Origin of the sequence: Pseudomonas sp. GR 6-02 (genome assembly GCF_001655615.1) — a bacterium.
Taxonomy (GTDB): domain Bacteria; phylum Pseudomonadota; class Gammaproteobacteria; order Pseudomonadales; family Pseudomonadaceae; genus Aquipseudomonas.
In genome coordinates this window covers 58,081-82,287 of the sequence record NZ_CP011567.1, presented here as the reverse complement: position 1 = coordinate 82,287, position 24,207 = coordinate 58,081, and the positions used below count along the sequence as shown (strand labels likewise).

Annotated in this window: 26 protein-coding genes; 15 read left to right on the top strand and 11 right to left on the bottom strand. The window is 59.9% G+C overall.

The window, feature by feature from the left end; all coding sequences use genetic code 11:
- Window positions 1–56 precede the first annotated feature (56 nt).
- The 3 genes from ctaD (at window position 57) to PGR6_RS00370 (ending at window position 3,245) form a co-directional block, all read left to right on the top strand.
- The gene (ctaD, locus tag PGR6_RS00380) at window positions 57–1,649 is read left to right on the top strand and encodes a cytochrome c oxidase subunit I (RefSeq protein ID WP_064615680.1); all 1,593 of its coding nucleotides are present in this window, start codon (window positions 57–59) and stop codon (window positions 1,647–1,649) included.
- Between the two features lie 117 nt (window positions 1,650–1,766).
- Window positions 1,767–2,324: a cytochrome c oxidase assembly protein gene (locus tag PGR6_RS00375; protein ID WP_018927259.1), complete on the top strand. Its 558-nt coding sequence runs from the start codon at window positions 1,767–1,769 to the stop codon at window positions 2,322–2,324.
- Window positions 2,325–2,357: 33 nt separating this feature from the next.
- Window positions 2,358–3,245 (top strand): cytochrome c oxidase subunit 3, encoded by an 888-nt coding sequence (locus PGR6_RS00370; protein WP_018927260.1) that lies wholly within the window; start codon window positions 2,358–2,360, stop codon window positions 3,243–3,245.
- A gap of 15 nt (window positions 3,246–3,260) precedes the next feature.
- Here PGR6_RS00370 and PGR6_RS00365 read toward each other — a convergent pair whose 3' ends face one another.
- The gene (locus tag PGR6_RS00365) at window positions 3,261–3,464 is read right to left on the bottom strand and encodes a twin transmembrane helix small protein (protein ID WP_018927261.1); all 204 of its coding nucleotides are present in this window, start codon (window positions 3,462–3,464) and stop codon (window positions 3,261–3,263) included.
- 70 nt (window positions 3,465–3,534) lie between these two features.
- On the opposite strand from PGR6_RS00365, the gene PGR6_RS00360 reads away from it, so the two are divergent.
- The 5 genes from PGR6_RS00360 to PGR6_RS00340 are packed head-to-tail and all read left to right on the top strand — an operon-like array spanning window position 3,535 to window position 7,443.
- Window positions 3,535–4,275 (top strand): SURF1 family protein, encoded by a 741-nt coding sequence (locus PGR6_RS00360; RefSeq protein ID WP_064615678.1) that lies wholly within the window; start codon window positions 3,535–3,537, stop codon window positions 4,273–4,275.
- Window positions 4,241–4,834, top strand: a complete 594-nt coding sequence (locus PGR6_RS00355) for a hypothetical protein (RefSeq protein WP_026286508.1) — start codon at window positions 4,241–4,243, stop codon at window positions 4,832–4,834. Before PGR6_RS00360 ends, PGR6_RS00355 begins: the two co-directional genes overlap by 35 nt.
- Window positions 4,835–4,844: 10 nt before the next feature.
- Entirely contained in the window at window positions 4,845–5,924 is a 1,080-nt protein-coding gene (locus PGR6_RS00350) for a COX15/CtaA family protein (protein WP_018927264.1), read from the top strand.
- Window positions 5,912–6,811 carry a heme o synthase gene (gene cyoE, locus PGR6_RS00345; protein WP_064615676.1) on the top strand — a complete coding sequence of 300 codons (900 nt, stop codon included), beginning with the start codon at window positions 5,912–5,914 and terminating at the stop codon, window positions 6,809–6,811. The genes PGR6_RS00350 and cyoE overlap by 13 nt, the downstream gene beginning before the upstream one ends.
- Entirely contained in the window at window positions 6,808–7,443 is a 636-nt protein-coding gene (locus PGR6_RS00340) for an SCO family protein (protein WP_019651205.1), read from the top strand. Before cyoE ends, PGR6_RS00340 begins: the two co-directional genes overlap by 4 nt.
- 77 nt (window positions 7,444–7,520) lie before the next feature.
- Here the strand turns inward: PGR6_RS00340 and PGR6_RS00335 are convergent, their stop codons facing one another.
- The 7 genes from PGR6_RS00335 to zur all read right to left on the bottom strand — a co-directional run bounded on the left by PGR6_RS00335 (window position 7,521) and on the right by zur (window position 13,106).
- A complete protein-coding gene (locus PGR6_RS00335; RefSeq protein WP_018927267.1) occupies window positions 7,521–8,294 on the bottom strand; it encodes a MetQ/NlpA family ABC transporter substrate-binding protein in 774 nt (257 codons plus the stop codon).
- A gap of 80 nt (window positions 8,295–8,374) precedes the next feature.
- Entirely contained in the window at window positions 8,375–9,049 is a 675-nt protein-coding gene (locus PGR6_RS00330; protein ID WP_018927268.1) for a methionine ABC transporter permease, read from the bottom strand.
- Window positions 9,049–10,056, bottom strand: a complete 1,008-nt coding sequence (locus PGR6_RS00325; protein ID WP_064615674.1) for a methionine ABC transporter ATP-binding protein — start codon at window positions 10,054–10,056, stop codon at window positions 9,049–9,051. The genes PGR6_RS00330 and PGR6_RS00325 overlap by 1 nt, the downstream gene beginning before the upstream one ends.
- 247 nt (window positions 10,057–10,303) lie before the next feature.
- Window positions 10,304–11,020, bottom strand: coding sequence for a PA5502 family lipoprotein (locus tag PGR6_RS00320; protein WP_064615672.1), 717 nt, complete (start codon window positions 11,018–11,020; stop codon window positions 10,304–10,306).
- Window positions 11,021–11,057: 37 nt separating this feature from the next.
- Window positions 11,058–11,846: a zinc ABC transporter permease subunit ZnuB gene (gene znuB, locus PGR6_RS00315; RefSeq protein WP_019580298.1), complete on the bottom strand. Its 789-nt coding sequence runs from the start codon at window positions 11,844–11,846 to the stop codon at window positions 11,058–11,060.
- A complete protein-coding gene (znuC, locus tag PGR6_RS00310; protein WP_007940713.1) occupies window positions 11,839–12,624 on the bottom strand; it encodes a zinc ABC transporter ATP-binding protein ZnuC in 786 nt (261 codons plus the stop codon). Before znuC ends, znuB begins: the two co-directional genes overlap by 8 nt.
- On the bottom strand, window positions 12,624–13,106 hold the full coding sequence (zur, locus tag PGR6_RS00305; protein WP_026286509.1) for a zinc uptake transcriptional repressor Zur: 483 nt from the start codon (window positions 13,104–13,106) through the stop codon (window positions 12,624–12,626). Before zur ends, znuC begins: the two co-directional genes overlap by 1 nt.
- Window positions 13,107–13,172: 66 nt before the next feature.
- Here zur and PGR6_RS00300 point away from each other — a divergent pair, with 66 nt between their 5' ends.
- Window positions 13,173–14,093 (top strand): zinc ABC transporter substrate-binding protein ZnuA, encoded by a 921-nt coding sequence (locus PGR6_RS00300; protein ID WP_064615670.1) that lies wholly within the window; start codon window positions 13,173–13,175, stop codon window positions 14,091–14,093.
- A gap of 93 nt (window positions 14,094–14,186) precedes the next feature.
- Here the strand turns inward: PGR6_RS00300 and PGR6_RS00295 are convergent, their stop codons facing one another.
- Together PGR6_RS00295 and PGR6_RS00290 are read right to left on the bottom strand one after the other, a co-directional pair.
- On the bottom strand, window positions 14,187–15,137 hold the full coding sequence (locus tag PGR6_RS00295; protein ID WP_018927273.1) for a homoserine kinase: 951 nt from the start codon (window positions 15,135–15,137) through the stop codon (window positions 14,187–14,189).
- A gap of 58 nt (window positions 15,138–15,195) precedes the next feature.
- Window positions 15,196–15,486, bottom strand: coding sequence for a DUF2782 domain-containing protein (locus tag PGR6_RS00290; protein WP_018927274.1), 291 nt, complete (start codon window positions 15,484–15,486; stop codon window positions 15,196–15,198).
- A gap of 74 nt (window positions 15,487–15,560) precedes the next feature.
- Here PGR6_RS00290 and polA point away from each other — a divergent pair, with 74 nt between their 5' ends.
- Window positions 15,561–18,329 carry a DNA polymerase I gene (gene polA, locus PGR6_RS00285; RefSeq protein ID WP_018927275.1) on the top strand — a complete coding sequence of 923 codons (2,769 nt, stop codon included), beginning with the start codon at window positions 15,561–15,563 and terminating at the stop codon, window positions 18,327–18,329.
- 298 nt (window positions 18,330–18,627) lie between these two features.
- On the opposite strand, the gene yihA is transcribed toward polA, so the two are convergent.
- Window positions 18,628–19,269 (bottom strand): ribosome biogenesis GTP-binding protein YihA/YsxC, encoded by a 642-nt coding sequence (yihA, locus tag PGR6_RS00280; RefSeq protein ID WP_007940707.1) that lies wholly within the window; start codon window positions 19,267–19,269, stop codon window positions 18,628–18,630.
- Between the two features lie 191 nt (window positions 19,270–19,460).
- Between yihA and PGR6_RS00275 the strand changes: the two genes are divergently transcribed.
- From PGR6_RS00275 to PGR6_RS00255, 5 genes are all read left to right on the top strand, one after another.
- Window positions 19,461–19,751, top strand: coding sequence for a c-type cytochrome (locus PGR6_RS00275; protein WP_019020904.1), 291 nt, complete (start codon window positions 19,461–19,463; stop codon window positions 19,749–19,751).
- A gap of 46 nt (window positions 19,752–19,797) precedes the next feature.
- On the top strand, window positions 19,798–20,409 hold the full coding sequence (locus tag PGR6_RS00270) for a c-type cytochrome (RefSeq protein WP_007940706.1): 612 nt from the start codon (window positions 19,798–19,800) through the stop codon (window positions 20,407–20,409).
- A 198-nt stretch (window positions 20,410–20,607) separates the two neighbouring features.
- Window positions 20,608–21,249, top strand: coding sequence for a thiol:disulfide interchange protein DsbA/DsbL (locus PGR6_RS00265; RefSeq protein WP_018927277.1), 642 nt, complete (start codon window positions 20,608–20,610; stop codon window positions 21,247–21,249).
- 14 nt (window positions 21,250–21,263) lie between these two features.
- Window positions 21,264–22,124, top strand: coding sequence for an endonuclease/exonuclease/phosphatase family protein (locus tag PGR6_RS00260; protein WP_064615668.1), 861 nt, complete (start codon window positions 21,264–21,266; stop codon window positions 22,122–22,124).
- Complete coding sequence (locus tag PGR6_RS00255; RefSeq protein ID WP_064615666.1) at window positions 22,125–24,164, top strand: GGDEF domain-containing protein; 2,040 nt, start codon at window positions 22,125–22,127, stop codon at window positions 24,162–24,164.
- The last annotated feature ends 43 nt before the right edge of the window (window positions 24,165–24,207 follow it).

Below are 24,207 nucleotides of genomic sequence, written 5' to 3'. Positions count from 1 at the left end.
CGGTCGGGGCATGACGTCCCGGTTCGCCCAGCCCAGCCGTTTGCAGGAGACAGGACATGACTGTTGTAGTCGATGACCATGTTCATACCGATACCGCCCACGCCCACGGCCCCGCCAAAGGCCTGATGCGCTGGGTGTTGACCACCAACCACAAGGATATCGGCACGCTGTACCTGTGGTTTGCATTCACTATGTTCCTGCTGGGCGGCTCGTTCGCCATGGTGATCCGTGCCGAGCTGTTCCAGCCGGGACTGCAAATCGTCGAACCGGCGTTCTTCAACCAGATGACCACCATGCACGGTCTGGTGATGGTCTTCGGCGCGGTGATGCCGGCCTTCGTCGGCCTCGCCAACTGGATGATCCCGTTGATGATCGGCGCGCCGGACATGGCCCTGCCGCGAATGAACAACTTCAGCTTCTGGCTGTTGCCGGCCGCGTTCATTCTGCTGGTATCGACCCTGTTCACCCCCGGTGGCGGGCCGAACTTCGGCTGGACCTTCTACGCACCGCTGTCGACCACCTACGCGCCGGAAAGCGTGACGTTCTTCATCTTCGCCATCCACTTGATGGGGATCAGTTCGATCATGGGCGCAATCAACGTGATCGCGACCATCCTCAACCTGCGCGCCCCCGGCATGACGTTGATGAAAATGCCGCTGTTCGTCTGGACCTGGCTGATCACCGCGTTCCTGCTGATCGCGGTGATGCCGGTACTGGCCGGCTGCGTGACCATGATGCTGATGGACATCCACTTCGGCACCAGTTTCTTCAGTGCCGCCGGTGGCGGTGATCCGGTGCTGTTCCAGCACGTGTTCTGGTTCTTCGGTCACCCCGAGGTGTACATCATGATCCTGCCGGCCTTCGGTGCCGTCAGCTCGATCATTCCGGCGTTCTCGCGCAAGCCGCTGTTTGGCTACACCTCGATGGTCTATGCCACGGCCAGTATTGCGTTCCTGTCATTCATCGTCTGGGCGCACCACATGTTCGTGGTCGGCATTCCGCTGGTGGGCGAGTTGTTCTTCATGTACGCCACGCTGCTGATCGCAGTGCCGACCGGCGTGAAGGTGTTCAACTGGGCCAGCACCATGTGGCAAGGCTCGCTGACCTTCGAGACGCCGATGCTGTTCGCCGTGGCGTTCGTGATCCTGTTCTCCATTGGCGGATTCTCCGGGCTGATGCTGGCCATCGCCCCGGCAGACTTCCAGTACCAGGACACCTACTTCGTGGTCGCGCACTTCCATTACGTGCTGGTGCCGGGGGCGATCTTCGGGATCTTCGCCTCGGCTTACTTCTGGCTGCCGAAGTGGACCGGCCACATGTACGACGAAACCCTCGGCAAGCTGCACTTCTGGCTGTCTTTCATCGGCATGAACATGGCGTTCTTCCCGATGCACTTCGTGGGCTTGGCGGGCATGCCACGGCGGATTCCGGACTACAACCTGCAATTCGCCGACTTCAACATGGTGTCGTCGATCGGCGCGTTCATGTTTGGTGCCACGCAGATCTTCTTCCTGTTCATCGTGATCAAGACCATTCGCGGCGGCGAGCCGGCACCGGCCAAGCCGTGGGATGGTGCCGAAGGCCTGGAATGGAGCATTCCATCGCCCGCGCCGTATCACACCTTCACCACACCGCCGGAAGTGAAATGAAACGCCTCGGTCCTGTAGGAGCCGGCTTGCTGGCGATGAACGCAGCGCGGTGTGTCAGACACTCCGCCTTCGCTGGCAAGCCAGCTCCTACAGGATATGGCGTAGAGGCTGGAAATAATGGCTGACTCGATCTCGATGAAGAAACTGGTCACCCGCCTGTTACTGGTGGTGGCGGCGATGTTTGTCTTCGGCTTTGCCCTGGTACCGATCTACGACGTGATGTGCAAGGCATTCGGCATCAATGGCAAAACCGCCGGGCAGTATGAAGGCGAGCAAACGGTCGACGCCTCGCGGCAGGTTCGCGTGCAGTTTCTGTCGACCAACGCTGCTGACATGCCCTGGGATTTCTATCCCAAGACGGATGAGCTGACCGCGCACCCCGGGGCGGTGAACGAGATGATTTTTATCGCCCACAACCCCACCGACCGGCCGATGAGCGCCCAGGCGGTGCCGAGTATCGCGCCGAGTGCAGCCGCGGCGTACTTCCACAAGACCGAATGTTTCTGCTTTACCCAGCAAGTGCTGCAGCCCGGTCAACGCATCGAGATGCCAGTACGGTTCATCGTTGACCGCGACATGCCCAAGGATGTGAAGCACCTGACGCTGTCCTACACGCTGTTCGATATCACCGCACGTCATCCGCCCGTAGCTGTTGCAGCAAGCACGGGTGGCTAGGCGTTAAAGCGTGCCCGATAAGGAGAACAATAAATGGCAACTCATGAACATTATTACGTTCCAGCCCAGAGCAAATGGCCGATCATCGCCACGATCGGCATGCTGGTCACGGTGTTCGGCCTGGGCACCTGGTTCAACGACCTGAAGGCTGCGCGGCCGGAATCCCATGGCCCGCTGATCTTTTTCGTCGGCGGACTGCTGCTGGCCTACATGCTGTTCGGCTGGTTCGGGACGGTGGTCAAGGAAAGTCGCGCGGGGTTGTACAGCCCGCAACTCGACCGCTCGTTCCGCTGGGGCATGAGCTGGTTCATTTTCTCGGAGGTGATGTTCTTCCTGGCCTTTTTCGGTGCGCTGTTTTATGTGCGCAACATCGCGGGCCCGGCACTGGGTGGTGAAGGCACCAAAGGCATCGCCCACATGCTGTGGCCGACGTTCGAATTCACCTGGCCGCTGCTGAACAACCCGGACTCGAAACTCTTTCCTCCCCCCAAGGAAGTCATCAGCCCCTGGGGTCTGCCGCTGCTCAACACCGTACTGCTGGTGAGTTCCAGCGTCACCGTGACCATCGCTCACCACGCCTTGAAGAAAGGCCATCGCGGGGCGCTGAAAATCTGGCTGGCGCTGACCGTGTTGCTCGGTTGCGGCTTCCTGGGCTTTCAAGCCAAAGAATACCTGCACGCCTACCACGAGCTGGGCTTGACCCTCGGTTCCGGCATCTACGGCGCAACGTTCTTCATGCTCACCGGTTTCCACGGTGCCCACGTGACCATCGGCACCATCATTCTGTTCGTGATGCTGATGCGCATCATGCGCGGGCACTTCAATGCAGACCACCATTTCGGCTTCGAGGCGGCGACCTGGTACTGGCACTTTGTGGATGTGGTGTGGATCGGGTTGTTCGTTTTCGTCTACGTACTTTGAGCCTGGCACTCATGACTACCAAGGCACGTGGGACACCAACTGGCCGCTGAAAAAACCCCAGGCGATCAAGCCGACAGTAATGGCGGCCAGCGCAACACGAATACTCAAGGCGATGACCAGGCGATTCGAGCTGCTGTCGTCCTTGACCAGAAAAAACAGGCCGCTGAACAGGCTGACAACCGTGGCAATCAGCATCAGGACGATGGCTGCTTTGAGCATGGTGACACTCCGGGGGACAGGCGATGCATGTGAGTATAGCTATCGCGATGACCGACTTTCTGGCGACGCCATGAAGCGCTTCCGGCTGGGCCTCGTGCCGACTCTGGTGGTCGCGGTGCTGCTGCCCTTGCTGGTGTCACTCGGCTTCTGGCAGTTGAGCCGGGGCGCGGAGAAAAGCGCGCTGCTGCAAAATTACGCCGAGCGCCGGGCGGCCGAACCGATGGCCAGCACCGAACTGCAACACACCGAAGATCCGGCCTTTCGCCGGGTTCGCCTGCACGGCCAGTTCGATGCCGAACACAGCCTGCTGCTGGATAACCGGCAGCGTGACGGCAAGGTCGGGGTCGAGCTGTTGCAACCATTTCAGGATCAGGCCACCGGGCTCTGGTTGCTGGTCAATCGCGGCTGGCTGCCGTGGCCGGATCGGCGTACCCCGCCGTCATTCACCACACCGACGCAGGTGTTGAGCCTCGACGCCTGGGTCTACGTCTCCCCCGGCGCAACGTTCCAGTTGCACGCCGACCCCAACACCACGACCTGGCCACAACTGATCACCGCCGTTGAACCGGCCAGGTTGTGGACGGCGCTTGAACGTGACGGTTTCGCCTACGAATTACGCGCGCAAAGTGGCCCTGCGACCTACCGCACCGATTGGCCGGTGGTGGCCATGGGGCCGGAAAAGCACCTGGCTTACGCCGTGCAGTGGTTCGCCCTGGCGATCGCGCTGTTCGGCCTTTATCTCTATCTCGGATGGCACAACGCAAAGGAGAACAATAATGGGAGTGGCCATGAATCCACCCGGCATGTCTGAGGCGAAAACACCGGTGAATCGGCGGCGCGGACGCTTGCAGTTGCTGCTGATCCTATTGGGGGTGATCGGTCCGATGATCCTCGCCACCGGCATGTACAAATTGCAGTTCTGGGTACCCGAAGGCCGCAGTTATCACGGTGAGCTGATCGGCAACGGCCAGACCCGCGCCGACATTGGCGTACAAGCGCAAGAAGAACGCTGGCAGTTGCTGGTGACGGCGCCCAAGGACTGCTCGGTGGACTGCCAACAGCTGGTTTATCTGGCGCGGCAGATCCAGATCGGCCTCGGTCGCGATGCTGCCCGTGCCAGCCATGCGCTGGCCATCGCGCAGCCGCTGAACAGCGATTACGAGACTAAACTTCAACGCGAGTACCCACAGTTACAACGCTATTCATTGGACCTGCCGTCCTACATCAAAGGCGCACAGAGCAATGACACGCCGCACCTGTGGATCATCGACCCTCACGGCAATCTGGTGCTGCGTTACGACCCGACGGTGAAGGGCAAGGATCTGCTCAACGACCTGCGCCACCTGCTGAAACTGTCGAACATCGGATAAGGGCATCGTCATGGCCAAACCTGGATTTCGCCTCGCGCTGTTTGCCACCTTGCTGGCACTGATTGTGGTGTTGCTCGGCGCTTACACACGCCTGACCCACGCCGGCCTCGGCTGCCCGGACTGGCCCGGCTGCTACGGTTTTATCAGCGTGCCGCAAAGCGAAGCCCAGCTGGCTCATGCCGAACTGCATTTTCCAGACACCCCGGTGGAAGCCCACAAGGGCTGGAACGAAATGGTCCATCGCTACTTCGCCGGCACGCTGGGGCTGCTGATCGCGGTGCTGGCGGGCCGCGCCTGGGTCCATCGTCATCATCCGGGGCAGCCGGTGAAGTTGCCGCTGTTCTTGCTGGCGTTGGTCATTGGCCAAGCGGCTTTCGGCATGTGGACGGTGACGCTCAAGCTTTGGCCGCAAGTGGTCACCGGACATTTACTCGGTGGTTTTGCGACCTTGAGCCTGTTGTTTCTGCTGACCTTGCGCCTGTCCGGCGTATTGCCGGCGCTGACCGTGCCTCGACGTTTGCAATACTGGGCAACCGCCGGCTTGCTGTTGGTGATCCTGCAAATTGCTCTCGGTGGCTGGGTCAGCTCCAACTACGCGGCGGTAGCCTGCATCGACTTTCCAACCTGCCACGGCCAATGGCTGCCACCGGCTGATTTCGCCAACGGTTTTCACCTGACCCAGCACATCGGCCCGAATTATCTGGGCGGGCAGCTGGACAGCGATGCCCGCACCGCGATTCACCTGACTCACCGCATCGGCGCATTACTGGTCACCTTTGTTCTGCTCGGTCTGGCTTGGCAACTGAAGGTCGTCGGCATGACGCGCCTGGCCGTCATGGTGCTGATCGCCCTTGCCGCACAAATCACCTTGGGCATCAGCAACGTGGTGTTCCACTTGCCGCTGCCGGTGGCCGTCGCCCACAACGCCGGCGGTGCGGCGCTGTTGCTGACGATGGTGCTGGTCAATTATCACGCGCGAACCAGCCTGGTTCGGGTCAAGCATCAGCCCCCTCGGCGCTGGCGTCTACGCCTGCGTAAACACTCGGCCGGGCCCATAACAATAAAAGGAGAGATGCCATGGCGACTCTGATCGGCGAACGTCACAGTCAGGCCATCTGGCGAGACTATCTGGAACTGACCAAGCCGAAAGTGGTGGTGCTGATGCTCATCACCTCGCTGGTCGGCATGTTCCTCGCGACCCGCGCCGGGGTGCCATGGACGGTGCTGGTGTTCGGCAATCTGGGGATCGCCCTGTGTGCCGGCGGTGCCGCGGCGGTCAATCATGTGGTGGACCGGCGCATCGACGCGGTCATGGCCCGGACCCACAAACGGCCCCTGGCCGAAGGCCGGGTGTCTCCAGCCGCTGCGCTGACCTTCGCCCTGATACTGGCAATGCTCGGTCAGGCCTTGTTGCTGACTTTCACCAACCCGCTGACAGCATGGCTGACCCTCGCCTCCTTGCTCGGTTATGCCGTGGTCTATACCGGTTTCCTGAAACGCGCGACGCCGCAGAACATCGTCATCGGCGGCCTCGCCGGAGCTGCCCCGCCACTGCTCGGCTGGACCGCCGCCACCGGTCATGTCGGCGCCGAACCATTGTTGCTGGTGCTGATCATCTTCGCCTGGACCCCGCCGCACTTCTGGGCGCTGGCGATTCACCGCAAGGAAGAATACGCCAAGGCTGACATTCCGATGCTGCCGGTGACCCATGGCGAGCACTACACCAAAGTCCACATCCTGCTTTATACCTTTGCGTTGCTGGCCGCCAGCCTGATGCCCTACGTGATCCACATGAGCGGCGTGCTCTACCTGATGTGTGCCCTTTTACTGGGCGCAAGGTTTCTGCAATGGGCCGTGGTGCTGTACCGTGGCACTCGACCGCACGCGGCGATCAACACGTTCAAGTACTCTATCTACTACTTGTTCCTGCTGTTTATCGCGCTGCTCGTAGACCACTACTTACTGTTGATCCTATGACTCGAACCCAGAAAACCGTCTTCATCCTCGTTGCCCTGATTGCGCTGATCCTGGGCCTGACCGTCAATAAAGTACTGACCGGGAAAAACCAGGGCGACCCGACGGCGCTGATCGATGCAGGGATCATCTTGCTGCCCCAAAGCCGTAATCTGCCGGACGTGAAGATGACCGATCAGGACGGCAAGCCAGTGGCGATCAACGAACTGAAAGGCAAGTGGAGTTTGCTGTTCTTCGGCTACACCTTCTGCCCGGACATCTGCCCGACCACCCTCGCCCAGCTGCGGCAGATCAAGAGTGAACTGCCGGCGGATGCGGTGAACAAGTTGCAGGTCATCCTGGTCAGCGTCGACCCTAACCGCGATACGCCCAAGCAACTCAAGCAGTACCTGGGCTACTTCGATCCGCAATTCATCGGGCTGACCGCAGCCTCGGTCGAAGACCTTCAGAAAATGGCCAACGCGGTGAGCATTCCGTTCATTCCGGCGGACACCAGCAAGCCGAACTACACCGTCGACCACAGCGGCAACCTGGCGGTGATCGGACCGGACGGGACTCAACGCGGGTTCATTCGTGCACCGCTGAATAACCAGAAACTGGTGGCGCAGTTGCCGGTGATGCTCAACCGTCAATAAGCACCACAGGTACGGTGTTTCAGGCAAAAAAATGGGGCGCATTCAATGCGCCCCATTTTTTTCGTTAAAACTTCAGATCAGAACGCCGGCAATACCGCGCCTTTGTACTTCTCGAGAATGAAGGCTTTCACTTCCGGGCTGTGCAGGGCAGCAACCAGTTTCTGCATTGCCGCGCTGTCCTTGTCGTCCGGACGGGCAACGAGGATGTTCACGTACGGCGAGTCGCTGCCTTCGATGACCAGCGCGTCCTTGGACGGATCGAGCTTGGCTTCCAGCGCGTAGTTGGTGTTGATCAGCGCCAGGTCGACCTGAGTCAGCACGCGGGGGATGGTCGCGGCTTCCAGTTCACGGAATTTCAGATCCTTGGTGTTCTCGGTGATGTCCTTCACGGTCGACAGGATATTTTTCGAATCCTTCAACTTGATCAGGCCAGCCTTCTCCAGCAGCAACAGCGCACGGCCGCCGTTGGTGGCGTCGTTCGGGATCACCACGTTGGCGCCGCCCGGCAGCTCTTCCAGTTTCTTGTACTTGCTGGAGTAAGCGCCCAGCGGCTCCAGGTGCACACCGGCAACGCTGACGAGGTTGGTGCCCTTGGCCTTGTTGAACTCATCCAGGTACGGTTGGTGCTGGAAGAAGTTGGCGTCCAGACGCTTCTCGGCCACCTGTACGTTCGGCTGGATGTAGTCGGTGAAGACTTTGACTTTCAGGTCCACGCCTTCTTTGGCCAGGGCTGGTTTAACGAACTCGAGGATTTCCGCGTGGGGCACCGGGGTGGCCGCAACGGTCAAGGTGTCGGCAGCGTGGGCGGAAAAGGCTGCAATGGCAGCGAATGCGACGAGTAGTTTTTTCATTCAGCTAACTCCTTGTGAGGCGCCAGTCTTCGGCGCCTGCCAGCGAATGGCCGGCTCATGTCTTAAGTGACGAAAACTGTTTATTTGCGGGAGAAATGAACCACCAGCTTGTCGCCGACGGTTTGCAGCACTTGAACCAGCACCAGCAGCAAGACCACGGTGACCACCATCACGTCGGTCTGGAAACGCTGGTAACCGAAACGGATCGCCAGGTCGCCCAAGCCGCCAGCGCCGACCACACCGGCCATTGCTGTGTAGGACACCAGTGTAATCGCTGTCACCGTAATCGCTGCGAAGATGCCCGGGCGGGCTTCCGGAAGCAAGGCGTTGGTGATGATCTGACGGGTCGTCGCGCCCATGGCCTGGGTCGCTTCGATGATGCCGCGATCCACTTCACGCAGGGCGGTTTCCACCAGTCGCGCGAAGAACGGCGTGGCGCCCACCACCAGCGGTGGGATCGCACCGGCGACACCGAGGGAGGTGCCGGTAATCAATACGGTGAACGGAATCATCACGATCAGCAGAATGATGAACGGCAGCGAACGCAGAATGTTCACCACCAGCGATAGCATCGCGTAGACGCCTTTGGCTTCCAGCAACTGGCGCGGGCTGCACAAGAACAACAGCACGCCCAACGGCAACCCCAGCAGCACGGTGAACAACAGCGAACCGCCAAGCATCAGCAGGGTGTCGCCGGTGGCCAGCCAGATTTCGTACCAGTCGATATTGGAAAAGAAACTCATCAGGACTTCCATCAGCGCAGCACCTCCATATGGACATCAGCTGCGGTGAAGTGAGCAAACGCCGCTTCCATGTCGCCACCGGTGACGGCCAGGGTCAATTGGCCGTAGGGAACCTCTTTGATGCGATCGATACGACCGGCCAGGATGCTGTAGTCCACGCCCGTTTCCCGGGCGACGGTACCCAGCAATGGTGCGTAGGTCGCTTCGCCCTGGAAGGTCAGACGCACGATGCGGCCCGGCACATGAGCGAAGTCGTCGCGCTGTTCGTTCTCGTCGATCTGCTCGTCTTCCTGGACGAAGCGCTTGGTGGTCGGGTGCTTGGGGTGCAGGAACACTTCGGCCACCGAACCTTGCTCGACGATCACACCGGCATCCATCACCGCCACCTGATCGCAGACTCGACGAATCACATCCATCTCGTGGGTGATCAGAACAATGGTCAGCTTCAGCTCGCGATTGATCTCGGCCAGCAATTGCAGAACCGACGCCGTGGTCTGCGGGTCGAGGGCACTGGTGGCTTCGTCGCACAGCAAAATTTTCGGCTTGGTTGCCAGGGCGCGGGCGATGCCGACACGCTGCTTCTGACCACCGGACAGTTGCGCCGGGTATTTTTTCGCATGGTCGGCCAGACCAACCCGTGCCAGCAATTGCGCCACACGCTGGTCGATTTCGCTACGCGACAGCTCACCGGCGAGGGTCAGCGGCAGCGCGACGTTATCGGCCACGGTCTTGGACGCCAGCAAGTTGAAGTGCTGGAAAATCATCCCGACCTGCTGACGGAAACGTCGCAGGCCGTTGGCATCCAGCGCTGTGACTTCTTCACCATCGACGATGATCTTGCCGCCACTGGCGTTTTCCAGGCGGTTGATCAGGCGCAGCAGGGTACTTTTTCCCGCACCGGAATGGCCGATCAGGCCAAAGACCTGACCGTTCTCAATCGTCAGACTGGTCGGATGCAGGGCGGGAATATCCTTACCGGCGACGCGGTAAGTTTTGTGGACGTTTTGAAACTCGATCACGTAGCGAACCTTGTGGGGCGCGTTAGAAAAGGATCAGCGGTTAGCCGGGCGCGCATTTTAGCCTGTCCGTATAGAGGTTCTTAGCATTTATTTCGCCTTCAACCAGCGATTTGGCAATAAGGCGATCAAAGGTAGGAACCTGGGACCGAGGCAATTGCGGCCTGATGCATCTAGAAAAGCAAAAGATCGCAGCTTGCGGCAGCTCCTAAACGGTCCGTTGGAGCTGCCGCAGGCTGCGATCTTTTCTTTATGGCTTGCGAGGGCTCAAAACCATCTGCGCCGGAATATTGCGCAGAATCTGCTTCTCAAGCTTCAGATCAAACCCCGAATCCAGCTTCTTCACCCGTTTGGTCAGCAACGTGGCCAACCATGGGTAGTCCTGAGTACGGGGAACCTGAATGCTCACGTCGCACTGATAATTCACCACATCGGCGGCGATAGCATCCAGTTGACGACGAAGTTTGCTCATATCGTTGAGGTTCAATGCCACCGTCGTGCTTTCAGCCGTCGGGTCGATCACTTTGGCCTGCGGTCTGGCTTCGGCAGCCTTGAGGGCCGCTTCGGCTTTATCCAGTTCAGCCTTGCGTGCATGAACGATGGCATTGTTAACGCCACCGGTCAGCGCCGGGGCCTTGGGCATCAATACCCGGGCACGGCTGAGGGCAGTGGCCGCGGCATTCACATCACCTTTTTGCAACACGATCTGGCTGCGCAGTAAATAGGCTTCGGCCAATTGCCGCTGGTATTGCTCAAGGGATTGATCGTTGGGCGACTCGGCCTGCAAGGCCGCCAATTGATCCTCGGCGGTGGCCAGCTCGCTGCTGGCCAGGCTTTGTTCCAGTTGTGCAATAGCCGTGGCCCGTGCATCGGGGGCCTCGGTGGCCGCCGGCGGCGTGCTTTGGCAAGCACCCAGTAGCAGCGAAAATGCGACAAGGAGCAGATAACGGGAGGCGAACGGCTTCATTCCTGCGACTCTCTATTTGCGCAAAAAACGAGCAAGTCTACACCCCTCGGCGGGGCAGGACAAAACTCAGCAGAAACAACGCGGCGGCCGCCACCACAATCGACGGGCCAGCCGGGGTGTCCTTGAACCAGGACAACGCCAGCCCGCCACACACCGCGAGCATGCCCAGCAGGCTCGCGCCCAGTGCCATCTGCTCCGGCGAGCGGGCGTGACGCTGTGCCGCAGCCGCCGGAATAATCAGTAACGAAGTAATCAGCAACACGCCGACGATTTTCATCGCCACCGCGATCACCACGGCGATCAGCAACATCAGGACCAGACGCAACGCCGCCACCGGCAAACCTTCCACCCTGGCCAGTTCTTCATGCACGGTGATCGCCAGCAAGGGTCGCCACAGCGTGACAAGCAATACCAGCACCGCCGCGCTGCCGCCGAGGATCCAGGCCAGATCGGTCGGGCTGATCGCCAGCAGGTCGCCAAACAGATAGGCCATCAGGTCGATCCGCACTTCATGCATGAAGCTTAGTACCACCAGGCCCAGGGAGAGCGTGCTCGGTGCGAGAATTCCCAACAGCGTGTCAGACGCCAATGGCTGCCGCTGTTGCAGCGTCACCAGCAACACTGCCAGCAACAGGCAGCCTACGGTGACAGCCACGGTCGGGCTGACATCCAGCAGAAAGCCCAGCGCCACACCCAGCAGCGCAGCGTGGGACAGGGTGTCGCCGAAATAAGCCATGCGCCGCCAGACCACAAACGAACCCAACGGGCCCGCAACCAGTGCCAGGGCCAGACCTGCAAGCAGGGCGAAGAGCAGAAAATCAGCCATGCTTGCAGCTATCTCCATGAACGTGGGTATGGGCCGACGGGGTCGCAATGACCACCGAGCCATGCAGGTCGTGAGCGTGGTCGTGATGGTGGTGATAAATCGCCAGACTTTGTGCGTTCTTTCCGAACAGTTCGACGAACGCGGGATCGCCGCTGACCTGCTCGGGATGCCCGGAGCAGCAGACATGGCGATTCAGACACACCACCTGGTCGGTGGTGCTCATCACCAGATGCAAATCGTGAGAGACCATCAATACGCCGCAGCCATGACGGTCGCGCAGACGTGTGATCAGGCTATAGAGCTCGGCTTGACCGGCCACGTCGACGCCTTGTACCGGCTCATCGAGCACCAGCAACTCCGGCTCGCGCAGCAATGCCCGGGCCAGCAGTACTCGCTGCATTTCGCCACCGGAAACACTTTGCACCGGGCTGTCGATCACCTGCTCGGCGCCGACTTCCTTGAGGGCGGCCAAGGCCCGAGCGCGGTCCACGCCAGGGACCAGACGCAAGAAACGCAGCACTGATAGCGGCAGGGTTGGATCGACATGGAGTTTTTGCGGCATGTAACCGACGCGCAACTTCGGCTTGCGCCAGACGCTGCCGCTGTCCGGCTTCAACAAACCGAGCACCGCGCGCACCAGCGTGGTTTTGCCGGCGCCATTAGGGCCGATCAGGGTAACGATCTGCCCCGGCTCGACGCTCAGTTCGATGTTATCCAGCACGTTTTGCCCGGCAAAAGTGACGGCCACCTGCTCAAGACGGATCAGCGCATTGCTCATTAAGCCCCCTGGCAACCCGAGCAGAGACCGATGACTTCAACGGTCTGGGCCTCGACGATAAATCCGACGTCCCTGGCGCTGCCGACGATCGCGTCGCTGATGGACTTCTGTTCAAGCTCGATGGCGGCGTGGCATTGGCGGCAAATCAGGAACTGGCCTTGGTGAGCGTGTTCCGGGTGATTGCAGCCGACGAAGGCGTTCAGCGAGGAGATGCGGTGTACCAGGCCGTTTTCCAGCAGAAAATCCAGCGCACGATACACGGTCGGCGGCGCAGCTCGGCGGCCGTCCTGCTCGCTGAGCACCGCCAGAATGTCGTAGGCACCCAGCGGTTTATGGCTTTGCCAGACCAGTTCCAGCACCCGCCGGCGCAAAGCGGTCAGGCGTAGCCCCTGACGTGCGCACAAGGCATCGGCCTCAGACAATGCGCTATGGACGCAATGAGAGTGGTCGTGGGGACGACTGGCAATCGGTGTTTTAGGCATGAGCGGCGACGAGTGTTGTGAGAGACGTTATTATGTTACCCGTTCTCGCCTCTTCGAGTGGTCATCGTGTCCCGACTTTTTTCTATCTTTGTCGCATTTGTCGCAAGTTTTCTGCTGATCGGTTCAGCCCAGGCCGAAGTCAACGTCCTTACCAGCATCAAGCCGCTGCAGCTGATTGCTGCTGCGGTGCAGGAAGGTGTGGCGATTCCGGAAGTGTTGCTGCCACCCGGGGCATCGCCGCATAACTATGCCTTGCGCCCATCCGACGTACGGAAGGTGCAGTCGGTGGACCTGGTTTACTGGATCGGTCCGGACATGGAGGGTTTTCTGCCTCGCGTACTGAAAGGTCGTACGCTGCCCAGCGTCGCAGTGCAGGATTTGCCTGGCCTGAAGCTACGACGTTTCGCCGAAGACAGCCACTCCCACGCCGAAGAAGCCGATGAGCATGACCACGATCATCGCCCCGGCAGCCTGGATGCGCACTTGTGGTTGTCGCCGATCAACGCCCGAGTGATCGCCAGCAAAATGGCGGCCGATCTGAGTGCAGCCGATCCGGCTAACGCGGCGCGCTATCAGAGCAACCTCAAAGCCTTCGATGAGCGCCTGGATGCCTTGGACCTGCGCCTGAAGGCTCGCCTGGCAGGGATCGCGAACAAGCCTTACTTCGTGTTCCACGAAGCCTTCGACTACTTCGAAGACGCCTACGGCCTCAAGCACGCCGGTGTGTTCAGTGTCGCAGCCGAAGTACAGCCCGGTGCCCAGCACGTCGCGGCGATGCGCGCGCGGTTGCAGGAAGTCGGCAAAACTTGCGTGTTCAGCGAACCGCCGCTGCGCCCGCGCCTGGCAGAAACCCTGGTGGCCGGGCTACCGGTGAAACTGGCAGAGCTGGATGCGCTGGGCGGGTACACGCCAGCGACCGCCCAGGGGTATGAGCAGGTGCTGGAAAAATTGGGAAATGATTTGGCCGGGTGCCTGGAGTCGTTGTAAGCGGGAAGTTTGGTGGTGAATCGTTCGCGGGCAAGCCTCGCTCCTACAGGGATCGCGCACATCCTGTAGGAGCGAGGCTTGCCCGCGAAGCTTTTAGAGGGCGAAAGGCAGCGGCGTGTCGACCTTCTGCCGCTGTGCCAAGCGCAGTTGAAACTCCATCGGATCGTGAATCAACACGTCCTGCCCAGCGAAAGACTCCGCCGCAATCAACCGCGACAACCAGAACCGCACGCACGCCACGCGCAGCATGGTCGGCCACAACTCAGCTTCGGCAGCGGTGAACGGTCGCAGCGCGGCATAAGCGCCCAGCAACGCCCGCGCCCGAGCCCCGTCGAGCTGCCCTTGCTCGTCCGAACACCAGTCGTTCAAGGCAATTGCCACGTCATAGAGCATCGGCCCTGAACAAGCGTTGTAGAAGTCGATCAACCCGGTCAGGTGCGTGCCTTCGAACATCGCATTGTCGCGGAACAGATCCGCATGGATGTTGGCCCGCGGCAGCGCCAGAATTTTCGTCTTCTGCTGGGTGATCTCTTCCAGAGCCCGTTGCAGCAAATCGCTTTGTTCGGCGTTCAGGTGCGAGAGAAACTGCGTGCCCTCTTCCAGCATCCAGTCCAGGCCACGATCGGTTTTGCGCTTGATCATGTTGGCCTGGGTCGCCAGGTGCAGGTGAGCCAGCAGCTCGCCGACCTGAGCGCAATGCTGGGCGTTGGCGTCCTTGATGTGCTTGCCCGCCAGACGTGGCTGCAACAGCGCAGGTTTACCGGCCAGCTCGCGCAATGCAACGCCGTCGGTGGTGCGCAGGGCATAAGGCACCGGCAGGTTGGCGTCGTGCAGCACATCGAGCAGTTCGATGAAGAACGGCATCTCCTGCACCGGACCGCGCTCGACCAGGGTCAGGACAAACTCGCCCTGCTCCAGGCTGATAAAGAAATTGGTGTTTTCGCTACCGGCGGCGATCCCCTGGAAATCAAGCAGGCGGCCGAGCCCGTAAGGGGCGAGAAAGGTTTCCAGCTCGGGCCGAGCCAGGGGGGTGAACACAGACATGGTTAAAACTGCCAGTACGGGCGCCGCGGTTGAGCCAGCGCCGATTGAAATTAAGAAACTACTTCCACTCAAAGATTTTCCACGAGGGAATCAGCATATCCGGCTGATCCGAGCGGATGTAGTTTGCATCTGTTCCGTCCGCACGTATCAGAAAGTACGGTTTTCCGACCTTCGGGGTGACCTTGATCGCGTACACGAAGCCGTTCTGGCGATACTCCTGAATGGTTTTATCGCCTTCCGTGCGGATCGTTACTTCCGGGTCCGCCGAGGGCTTGTCATCCGCCGCCATGACAGCCAATGGAGTGATTGCAAACAAGCCAGCCAGCAACAAGCGATTTAGTGTGCGCATGATAACCTTGTCCCTTTGTCGTCAACGGTCCCGCTATTCTAGCGCCGGACCCGCCGAAAAGGTTGATCCTGCTCATGAGCCAAGCCCCCCTCGTCCTGGTGGACGGTTCTTCTTACCTGTACCGCGCTTTTCATGCGCTGCCACCGCTGACCACGTCCAAAGGCCTGCCGACCGGTGCGGTCAAGGGCGTATTGAACATGCTCAAGAGTCTGCGCAAGCAGTACCCGGACAGCCCGTTCGCCGTGGTGTTCGACGCCAAGGGCGGGACGTTCCGCGACGCGATGTTCGCCGAATACAAGGCCAACCGCCCAAGCATGCCTGACGATATGCGGGTCCAGATCGAGCCGCTGCACGCCAGCGTCAAGGCCTTGGGCTTTCCATTGCTGTGCGTGGACAACGTCGAAGCGGACGATGTGATCGGCACCCTGGCCCGCAGCAGCGCGGCCGCCGACCGTCCGGTGGTGATTTCCACCGGTGACAAGGATATGGCACAACTGGTCGACGGGCACATTACCTTGGTCAATACGATGACCGGTAGCGCGCTGGACGTGGAAGGCGTGAAGGAGAAATTCGGCGTCGCTCCCGAGCAGATCATCGATTATCTGGCGTTGATGGGCGATTCGTCCGACAACATCCCGGGCGTTCCGGGTATCGGTCCGAAGACCGCTTCCGGCCTGCTGGTTGGCGTGAATGGCGGCCTGACCGAGCTCTATGCGCAGCTCGATATCGTCCCGACCCTGCCGATTCGCGGCGCCAAGACCCTGCCGGCCAAGCTCGAAGAGCATAAGGAAATGGCCTTTCTTTCTTACCGATTGGCAACCATCAAGATCGACGTGCCGCTGGACATCGGCCTCGACGATCTGCAGATGGGCCCACCGGATCACGACAAGCTTGCCGAACTCTATTCCCTGCTGGAGTTTAAGAGCTGGTTCGAAGAGAACCAGCGCGACGCCAAGCGTTCGGGTCAGGACATCGTCGAGGTCGCCCAGGAGCAGCCGGGTGCCGCCGAAGCGAAATACGAAACCATCCTCGACCAGAAGCGCTTCGAGGCCTGGCTGGACAAACTCGACAAGGCGCCGCTGATCGCCTTCGTCACCGAAACCAACGGCAGCGATGCCCAACACGCGCAACTGGTAGGCCTGTCGTTCTCTGTCGCGGCCAACGAAGCAGCCTACATTCCGCTGACCCATTCCTACATGGGCGTACCGGAACAACTGGACCGTGACACCGTGCTGCTGGCGTTGAAACCGCTGCTGGAAAACCCGAATAAACTGAAAGTCGGCCAACATGCGAAGTTCGACACCAATATCCTCGCCAATTGCGCCATCGGTGGCGATCAGAACAACGGGATTACTGTTCAGGGTATTGCCTACGACACCATGCTCGAGTCCTACGTACTGGACTCAACGGCCACCCGCCACGACATGGACAGCCTGGCGCTCAAGTACCTGGGCCAAAGCAAGACCGACATCCAGGAGATTGCGGGCAAAGGCGTCAAACAGCTGACCTTCGACCAGATTTCCCTTGAGCTGGCGGGTCCCTATGCCGCCGAAGACGCCGATGTCACCTTCCGCCTGCATCTGGTATTGCAGGAAAAACTGGCCGCGACGCCAAGCCTGGTCAAAGTGCTCAACGAGATTGAAATGCCGCTGATGCCGGTCCTGGCCCGTATCGAGCGCCAGGGCGCGCTTGTAGACGCCAACCTGCTGGGCATCCAGAGCGTCGAGCTGGGCGAGAAACTGGTCGCCCTTGAGCGTGAGGCCTTTGCCATTGCCGGTGAAGAATTCAACCTTGGCTCGCCAAAGCAACTGGGCGTGATTCTCTACGAAAAGCTCGGTTTGCCTGTACTCAGCAAAACCGCCAAGGGTCAGGCGTCGACTGCCGAAGCCGTGCTGGCCGAGTTGGCAGAACAGGACTACCCGCTGCCCAAGGTGCTGATGCAATACCGCTCGCTGAGCAAGCTCAAAAGCACCTACACCGACCGTTTGCCAGAGCAGATCAACGCACGCACCGGGCGCATTCATACGTCTTACCAGCAAGCTGTCGCAGCCACCGGGCGTTTGTCGTCCATCGACCCGAACCTGCAGAACATTCCGATCCGTACCGCCGAAGGTCGCCGGATTCGTCAGGCGTTCGTCGCGCCGAAAGGCTACAAACTGCTGGCCGCGGATTACTCGCAAATCGAACTGCGGATCATGGCGCACCTGGCCAAGGACGAAGGCTTGCTGCATGCCTTCCGCAACAACCTCGATGTCCACCGGGCCACGGCCGCAGAAGTGTTCGGCGTCGAGCTGGATGCGGTTACCAACGATCAGCGTCGAAGCGCGAAAGCCATCAACTTCGGCTTGATCTACGGCATGAGCGCGTTTGGCCTGGCCAAGCAGATCGGCGTTGACCGCAAACAGTCCCAGGCCTACATCGACCGTTATTTCGCCCGTTATCCCGGCGTGCTGCAGTACATGGAGCGCACGCGCGCCCAGGCCGCCGAGCAAGGCTTCGTCGAAACCATCTTTGGTCGTCGCCTGTACTTGCCGGAAATCAACGCGAAAAACCAGGCCCTGCGCAAAGCTGCCGAGCGCACGGCGATCAACGCCCCGATGCAAGGCACCGCGGCGGACATCATCAAGAAAGCCATGGTGGCGGTGGACAACTGGCTGGCATCGTCAGGCCTGGACGCCAAAGTCATCCTGCAGGTACACGATGAATTGGTGCTCGAGGTGCGTGAGGACCTGGTCGACCAGGTACGCGAGGAGATTCGCGTGCACATGAGCAACGCCGCACAACTGGACGTACCGCTTCTGGTTGAGGTGGGCGCAGGCAACAACTGGGATGAGGCGCACTGAGCCACCTGAAAAGACGTTTGTGCTGCGGCCTGGCGCCGCAGCACATGACGAAGGGCTATAGAGCGAAAAACGACAGTGATTATTTCCAAAGGATTTTGAAAATAGTCTGAACTAAATCCGCGAACCGCCACTCAGAGATACTGAATGGCTGGTGAAGCCCTTCGATGCTCCTATGTTGTGTTAAGTGTTGGCAGATATCTGGACCCCGCCCTAGCGGTCCGGAACTTGAACCCCGGAACTTCTCCCTCCCCATACGAAGTCCGGGGTTTTTTTTGCCTGCCAATTGGCCTCGAGAGACTTACTCGGCAGCCTCGGCACCCTTGTCCGCCAACTCCATCCAGTCCGCCAGTACGGTGTAGGCTTCTTCCAGGCCCATGCGCTTGGGGGCCGAAAACAGCTGGATAGTGATCGTATCGCCCCAACCCTTGCGGATTTCCGATTGAACCTTGAGCAGCGTGTTTTTTGCCGCGCCGTAGGTCAGTTTGTCGGCCTTGGTCAGCAGAATATGCATCGGCATGCCGCTGGCGACGGCCCAATCGAGCATCAACAGGTCGAAGTCGGTCATTGGATGACGGATGTCCATCATCAGAATCAAACCTTTCAAACTCTCACGGCCACCCAGATAGGCTTCCAGGTGACGCTGCCAGTGCATCTTCAACGGGATCGGTACTTTTGCATAACCGTAGCCTGGCAGGTCGACCAGACGGCGTTCATCGTCTAGCTTGAAGAAGTTCAACAGCTGTGTGCGACCCGGTGTTTTCGAGGTCCGCGCCAGGCTGGCGTGGGTCAGAGTATTCAACGCGCTGGACTTGCCGGCGTTGGAACGCCCGGCGAAGGCCACTTCAAAGCCTTCGTCGTCGGGACATTGGTCGACTTTGGCGGCGCTGAGCATAAAGGTGGACTGTTGGCACAGGCCGAGGATGGGATTCTTGAGTTGCATGGGATTTCCGATGTGGGCGGCGCCGGGAATGGACGCGGCAAGCAGTGTCGTTTCCGTTTCAGTGACGCCAGTATATAATGCCGCAGATTTTGTGTGCGCTTTGTCCCAGCGTAGGATGAAGTTCACGAGAGCGATTGACCTTGATTGCGCATTAGAACGCAGCACGCTCTCAACCCTGAAAAGGTCGTTTTATGACGAAATGGCTGCTAGCTGCCGGTGTCTTGATGCCGCTTTACAGCGCTCAGGCTACACAGGATCCGGAAGCTGTGTACAACCGTGTTTGTGGTGCCTGTCATTCCGGCCAACTACCCATGGCGCCCCGCAGGGGCGATCAGGAAGCTTGGACGCCGAGGTTGGCGAAAGGTATGGAGACGCTGGTGCAACACGTGACCCAGGGTTTCAAGGCGATGCCGCCGCGTGGTTTGTGCATGGACTGCAGTGCCGAGGATTACCGAGCCATCATCCAGTGGATGAGCGAGTAAACCCGGTCCATAACTCTTTAACCCTTAGCCGTAGTTGGATTAGCTGATGAACAAATTGATCGTGAGTCTGCTGTTGACCGTGGGGATCTCCGGTATTGCCCATGCTGCAGGTGATGCGACTGCTGGTCAGGCGAAAGCCGCAGTATGTGGCGCCTGTCATGGCCCGGATGGCAATAGCATGGCGCCTAACTTTCCGAAACTGGCAGGCCAGGGCGAGCGTTATCTGAACAAGCAGCTGCACGACATCAAGTCCGGCAAACGCACGGTACTGGAAATGACCGGCCTGCTGACCAACCTCAGCGATCAGGACCTGGCCGATATCTCCGCCTACTTCGCCAGCCAGAAAGGCAGCGTCGGTGCCGCCGACCCGAAAATCGTGGCTCGCGGTGAAGCACTGTTCCGTGGCGGCGACCTGGCCAAAGGGCTGCCAGCCTGCACCGGCTGCCACTCGCCCAATGGCGCAGGCAACGCAGCTGCCGGCTTCCCGCACCTGGGCGGCCAGCATGCTCAGTACGTCGGCAAGCAACTGACCGAATTCAGAAAAGAAGAAGGTGGCCGGACCAACGACGGCGACACCAAACCAATGCAAAGCATCGCTAAAAAGCTGAGCGACGAAGATATCGCCGCCGTCTCCAGCTATATTCAAGGCTTGCACTAAGACCTGTGATCGAGCGTTGTGAGTGATGTACATCTCTTGCAACGTTAACTCTCGATTAATCCGTCGATGCAAACATAAAAAGGGTAGCTTTGGCTGCCCTTTTTTGTGGCCGCTGCCGTTACACTACAGAACTCAAGCCCGCCGGAATCTGTCTGAAAACAGGTCGCGCGAGGCGCCCAAATTGTCCAGGAGTAAAGCATGCGTAATCTGATCATCAGCGCCGCACTCGTCGCTGCCAGCCTGTTCGGCATGACTGCCCAAGCCGCCGAAAAACCTGAAGCGCCCTATGTCGAACTGAGCAACCCGGTCCCGGTGGCCGAGCCTGGCAAGATCGAAGTCGTGGAGCTGTTCTGGTACGGCTGCCCGCATTGCTATGCCTTCGAACCCGTCATCAACCCATGGGTTGAAAAGCTGCCTTCCGACGTGAATTTCGTACGTATCCCGGCCATGTTTGGCGGCCCTTGGGATGCCCACGGCCAGATGTTCCTGACGCTTGAGGCCATGGGTGTCGAGAGCAAGGTTCACGCTGCGGTGTTCAACGCAATCCAGAAAGAACACAAGAAACTGACCGACAAAGAAGACATGGCGGACTTCCTGGCGACCCAAGGTGTAGACAAGGAAAAATTCCTGGCCACCTTCGACTCCTTCGCCATCAAGGGCCAGATCAACAAAGCCAAAGAGCTTGCCAAGAAATATGAAATCTCCGGCGTGCCTACCATGATCGTCAATGGCAAGTATCGCTTTGACATCGGCTCTGCCGGCGGCGCCGAACAAGCGTTGAAACTGGCTGACCAACTGGTCGCCAAAGAGCGAGCGGCAACCAAGGCCGTTGCCAACTAAGCGCGGCGACCGCCATGCGCCGCTGGGGAACTGAACGCATCGTTGGCCTGCACGACCCGCGGGTCAACGAGCATCACCTGGAATCAACGGGGTTGCCCGTGGACAGCCGTCTGCGTTTGCTCAGTTTCAATATCCAGGTCGGCATCAGTACCGAGCGTTATCGGCACTATCTGACCCGCGGCTGGCAGCATCTGCTGCCGCACACCGGGCGTGCCGACAACCTGCAAAAAATCGGCAATCTGCTGGGCGACTTCGATCTGGTCGCCTTGCAGGAAGCCGATGGCGGCAGCCTGCGATCGGGCTACGTCAATCAGGTCGAACACCTGGCGCAGCTCGGCGCCTTCCCTTATTGGTATCAACAACTCAATCGCAATCTCGGTCATCTCGGCCAGCACAGCAATGGCGTGCTCAGCCGCCTGCGCCCGTGGGCGATCGAGGATCATCCGCTGCCGGGGCCCAAGGGTCGCGGGGCCATTCTGGTGCGCTTCGGCGAAGGTCCGGAGGCGCTCGTGGTGGTGATGATGCACCTGGCGCTGGGCGCTCGCGCCCGTAGCATGCAACTGGCTTACATCCGCGAGTTGATCGGCGGTTATAAGCACCAGGTGCTGATGGGCGATATGAATACCCACGCCGGTGACTTGCTGCAACATTCCCCGCTGCGCGATTTAGGCCTGCTCGCGCCGCAGATGGAAGCGACCTTTCCCAGCTGGCGCCCACAGCGCTGTCTGGACCACATTCTGCTCAGCCCCACCCTGACGCTTGAAAAGGTCGAGGTGCTGGCACAACCCATTTCCGATCACCTGCCGGTCGCGGTAGAAATTCGTCTGCCGGGCTCGCTCACGGCCGATGCATTCCCCGCGTTGAGTCCTGTCTGAATGAGCGACGAAGCACAGCGCTGGAAAGAGAAATACCTCAAAAGCATCGAACAACAGGAAAAGCTCGAACGTCGATGGGACGCCCGGCTCGACCTGCTGCGTCGCGGGCTGGTGCGCAGCACCCTGGCTGCCGAAGGCACCGATCGCGCCGTTGACCTATGCATGAAGGAAATGCGCGAAGTCGTACGCACAGACGACATGGACGCCGGCCTGGCAGCCTTGCTGCCGCGCCTGGAAAAAGCCGTGCTCGACTCCGAGCAACGCCGGGAAACCCGGGTTGATCAAGTCAGCGCCGCACTGACGGCGCTGGTCTCTCAGTTGCAAGCATTGCCGCTGCCACGGGAAGTGAGCCGGCCACTGAAGAGTTTCGCCAAGCAGCTGAACGGACGTGTCGGCCAGGCTCGCGAAATCCCGTTGCTGCTCAGCGAACTGAGCGGCTTGCAAGGCAAAGCCTTGAGCCTGTTGGAGAACCCTGTGGAACCGGGTCGTCCGGGTTTTCTGCAGCGCCTGTTCGGTAGCCGGGATGCAGACGAGGCTGCGCCACAGATCGCCGCCCCCGAATTGCCAATGCCTGCACCGCAACCTGTCGAGCCGGTTGCAGCTCCACTGGCCGAACTCCCACTCGCGACGGCCAATCTCGCGCCAGCCGCCAACAAACCGCAAGCGGTAATGCCAACCGTTGAAGCTGCCCTGCCCGCCGCTGCGCCCGCTGAACCCGTGGACACTCCGGCTCCCACAGCAACAACGGCACCCATAGCCGAAGTCGTGGCGTTCGCCCCGCCCATCCTGGAGCCAGAGGCCACGAGCAGCCAGGCCCCGGAGCCACAAATCCAGCCGAACCTCGAACACCCGCAAGAGCCGGCTCCATCGATCGCCGTACCGGCCACCCAGGCTCCGCCGGCAATCAACCCGGATGAACTGATCCCGGAGGCCAGCGATCCGCAGACGTCAGAACACGACATTCTGTATGCCCTGCCGGACTCGCCGGAACCGTCCTACAGCTCTGTGGCCAAGCACATCGAAGACACTCTGCTGGGCCTTCTCGACGACCTGACGCTGCCCGAACGCCATCGACCGCAAGCCGAAGCGATGCGCAATCGTCTTCAAAACGGCTTGAATTGGTACGAACTGCTACCCATCCTCGATGATCTTGCAACATTAATGCTGGCCATTACCGACAGCGGCCAACACGAATTCGAAGCCTATCTGCAACGACTCAACGAACGCCTCGAATCATTTCAGAGCAACCTGCAAGCCGCCAGCGAAGGCCACGCCGACAACCGCTCTGCCGCGCGAGTGATGGACACGCAGATTCGCGAGCAAGTCGACGGCCTGCAAAGCAGCATGCAGGACGCGGCGGACCTCGATGACCTCAAGCACATGCTGGAAGACCATCTCGAAGGCCTGCTCGGCACCATGGACCAGCACCAGAAGCAACGCGACGAGCGCGAGCAGGAAGTCGCTGCCCGCCTGCAAAGCCTGGCTGAAAGGGTGGCCCACATGGAGCAGGAAGCGCTGGGTTACCGCGAGCACCTCGAAGAACAGCGCCAGAAGGCTTTGATCGATCCGTTGACCGGCCTGCCGAATCGAGCGGCCTGGAGCGAACGGCTGGACCACGAAATCAGTCAATGGCAACAACACGGCAATACCCTGTTGCTGGCGATGCTCGACCTCGACCATTTCAAACGCATCAATGACAACTACGGCCATCTCGCGGGCGACAAGGTGCTGAAAATCATCGCCAGTGTGCTGCGCAAGCGTCTGCGCGGGACGGACTTCATAGCCAGGTTTGGCGGTGAGGAGTTTGTGCTGTTGATGCCTGCCACGGCGCCGATGGCCGGCGCGAAACTGTTGGAAACCTTGCGCGCATCGATCGAAGCTTGCCCATTCCACTTCAAGGGCGAGCGAGTCACTATCACCATTTCCATGGGACTGACCGCCTTCAGAGCGGGCGAACATAGCGACCTGGTGCTTAAAAGAGCTGATCAGGCGTTATATCGCGCGAAAAACACCGGGCGTAATCGGATAGAACTGGGCTGACAGTTAATTGTTCCATTTTGTTTAAAGGCGCGCTTTTGCGGTC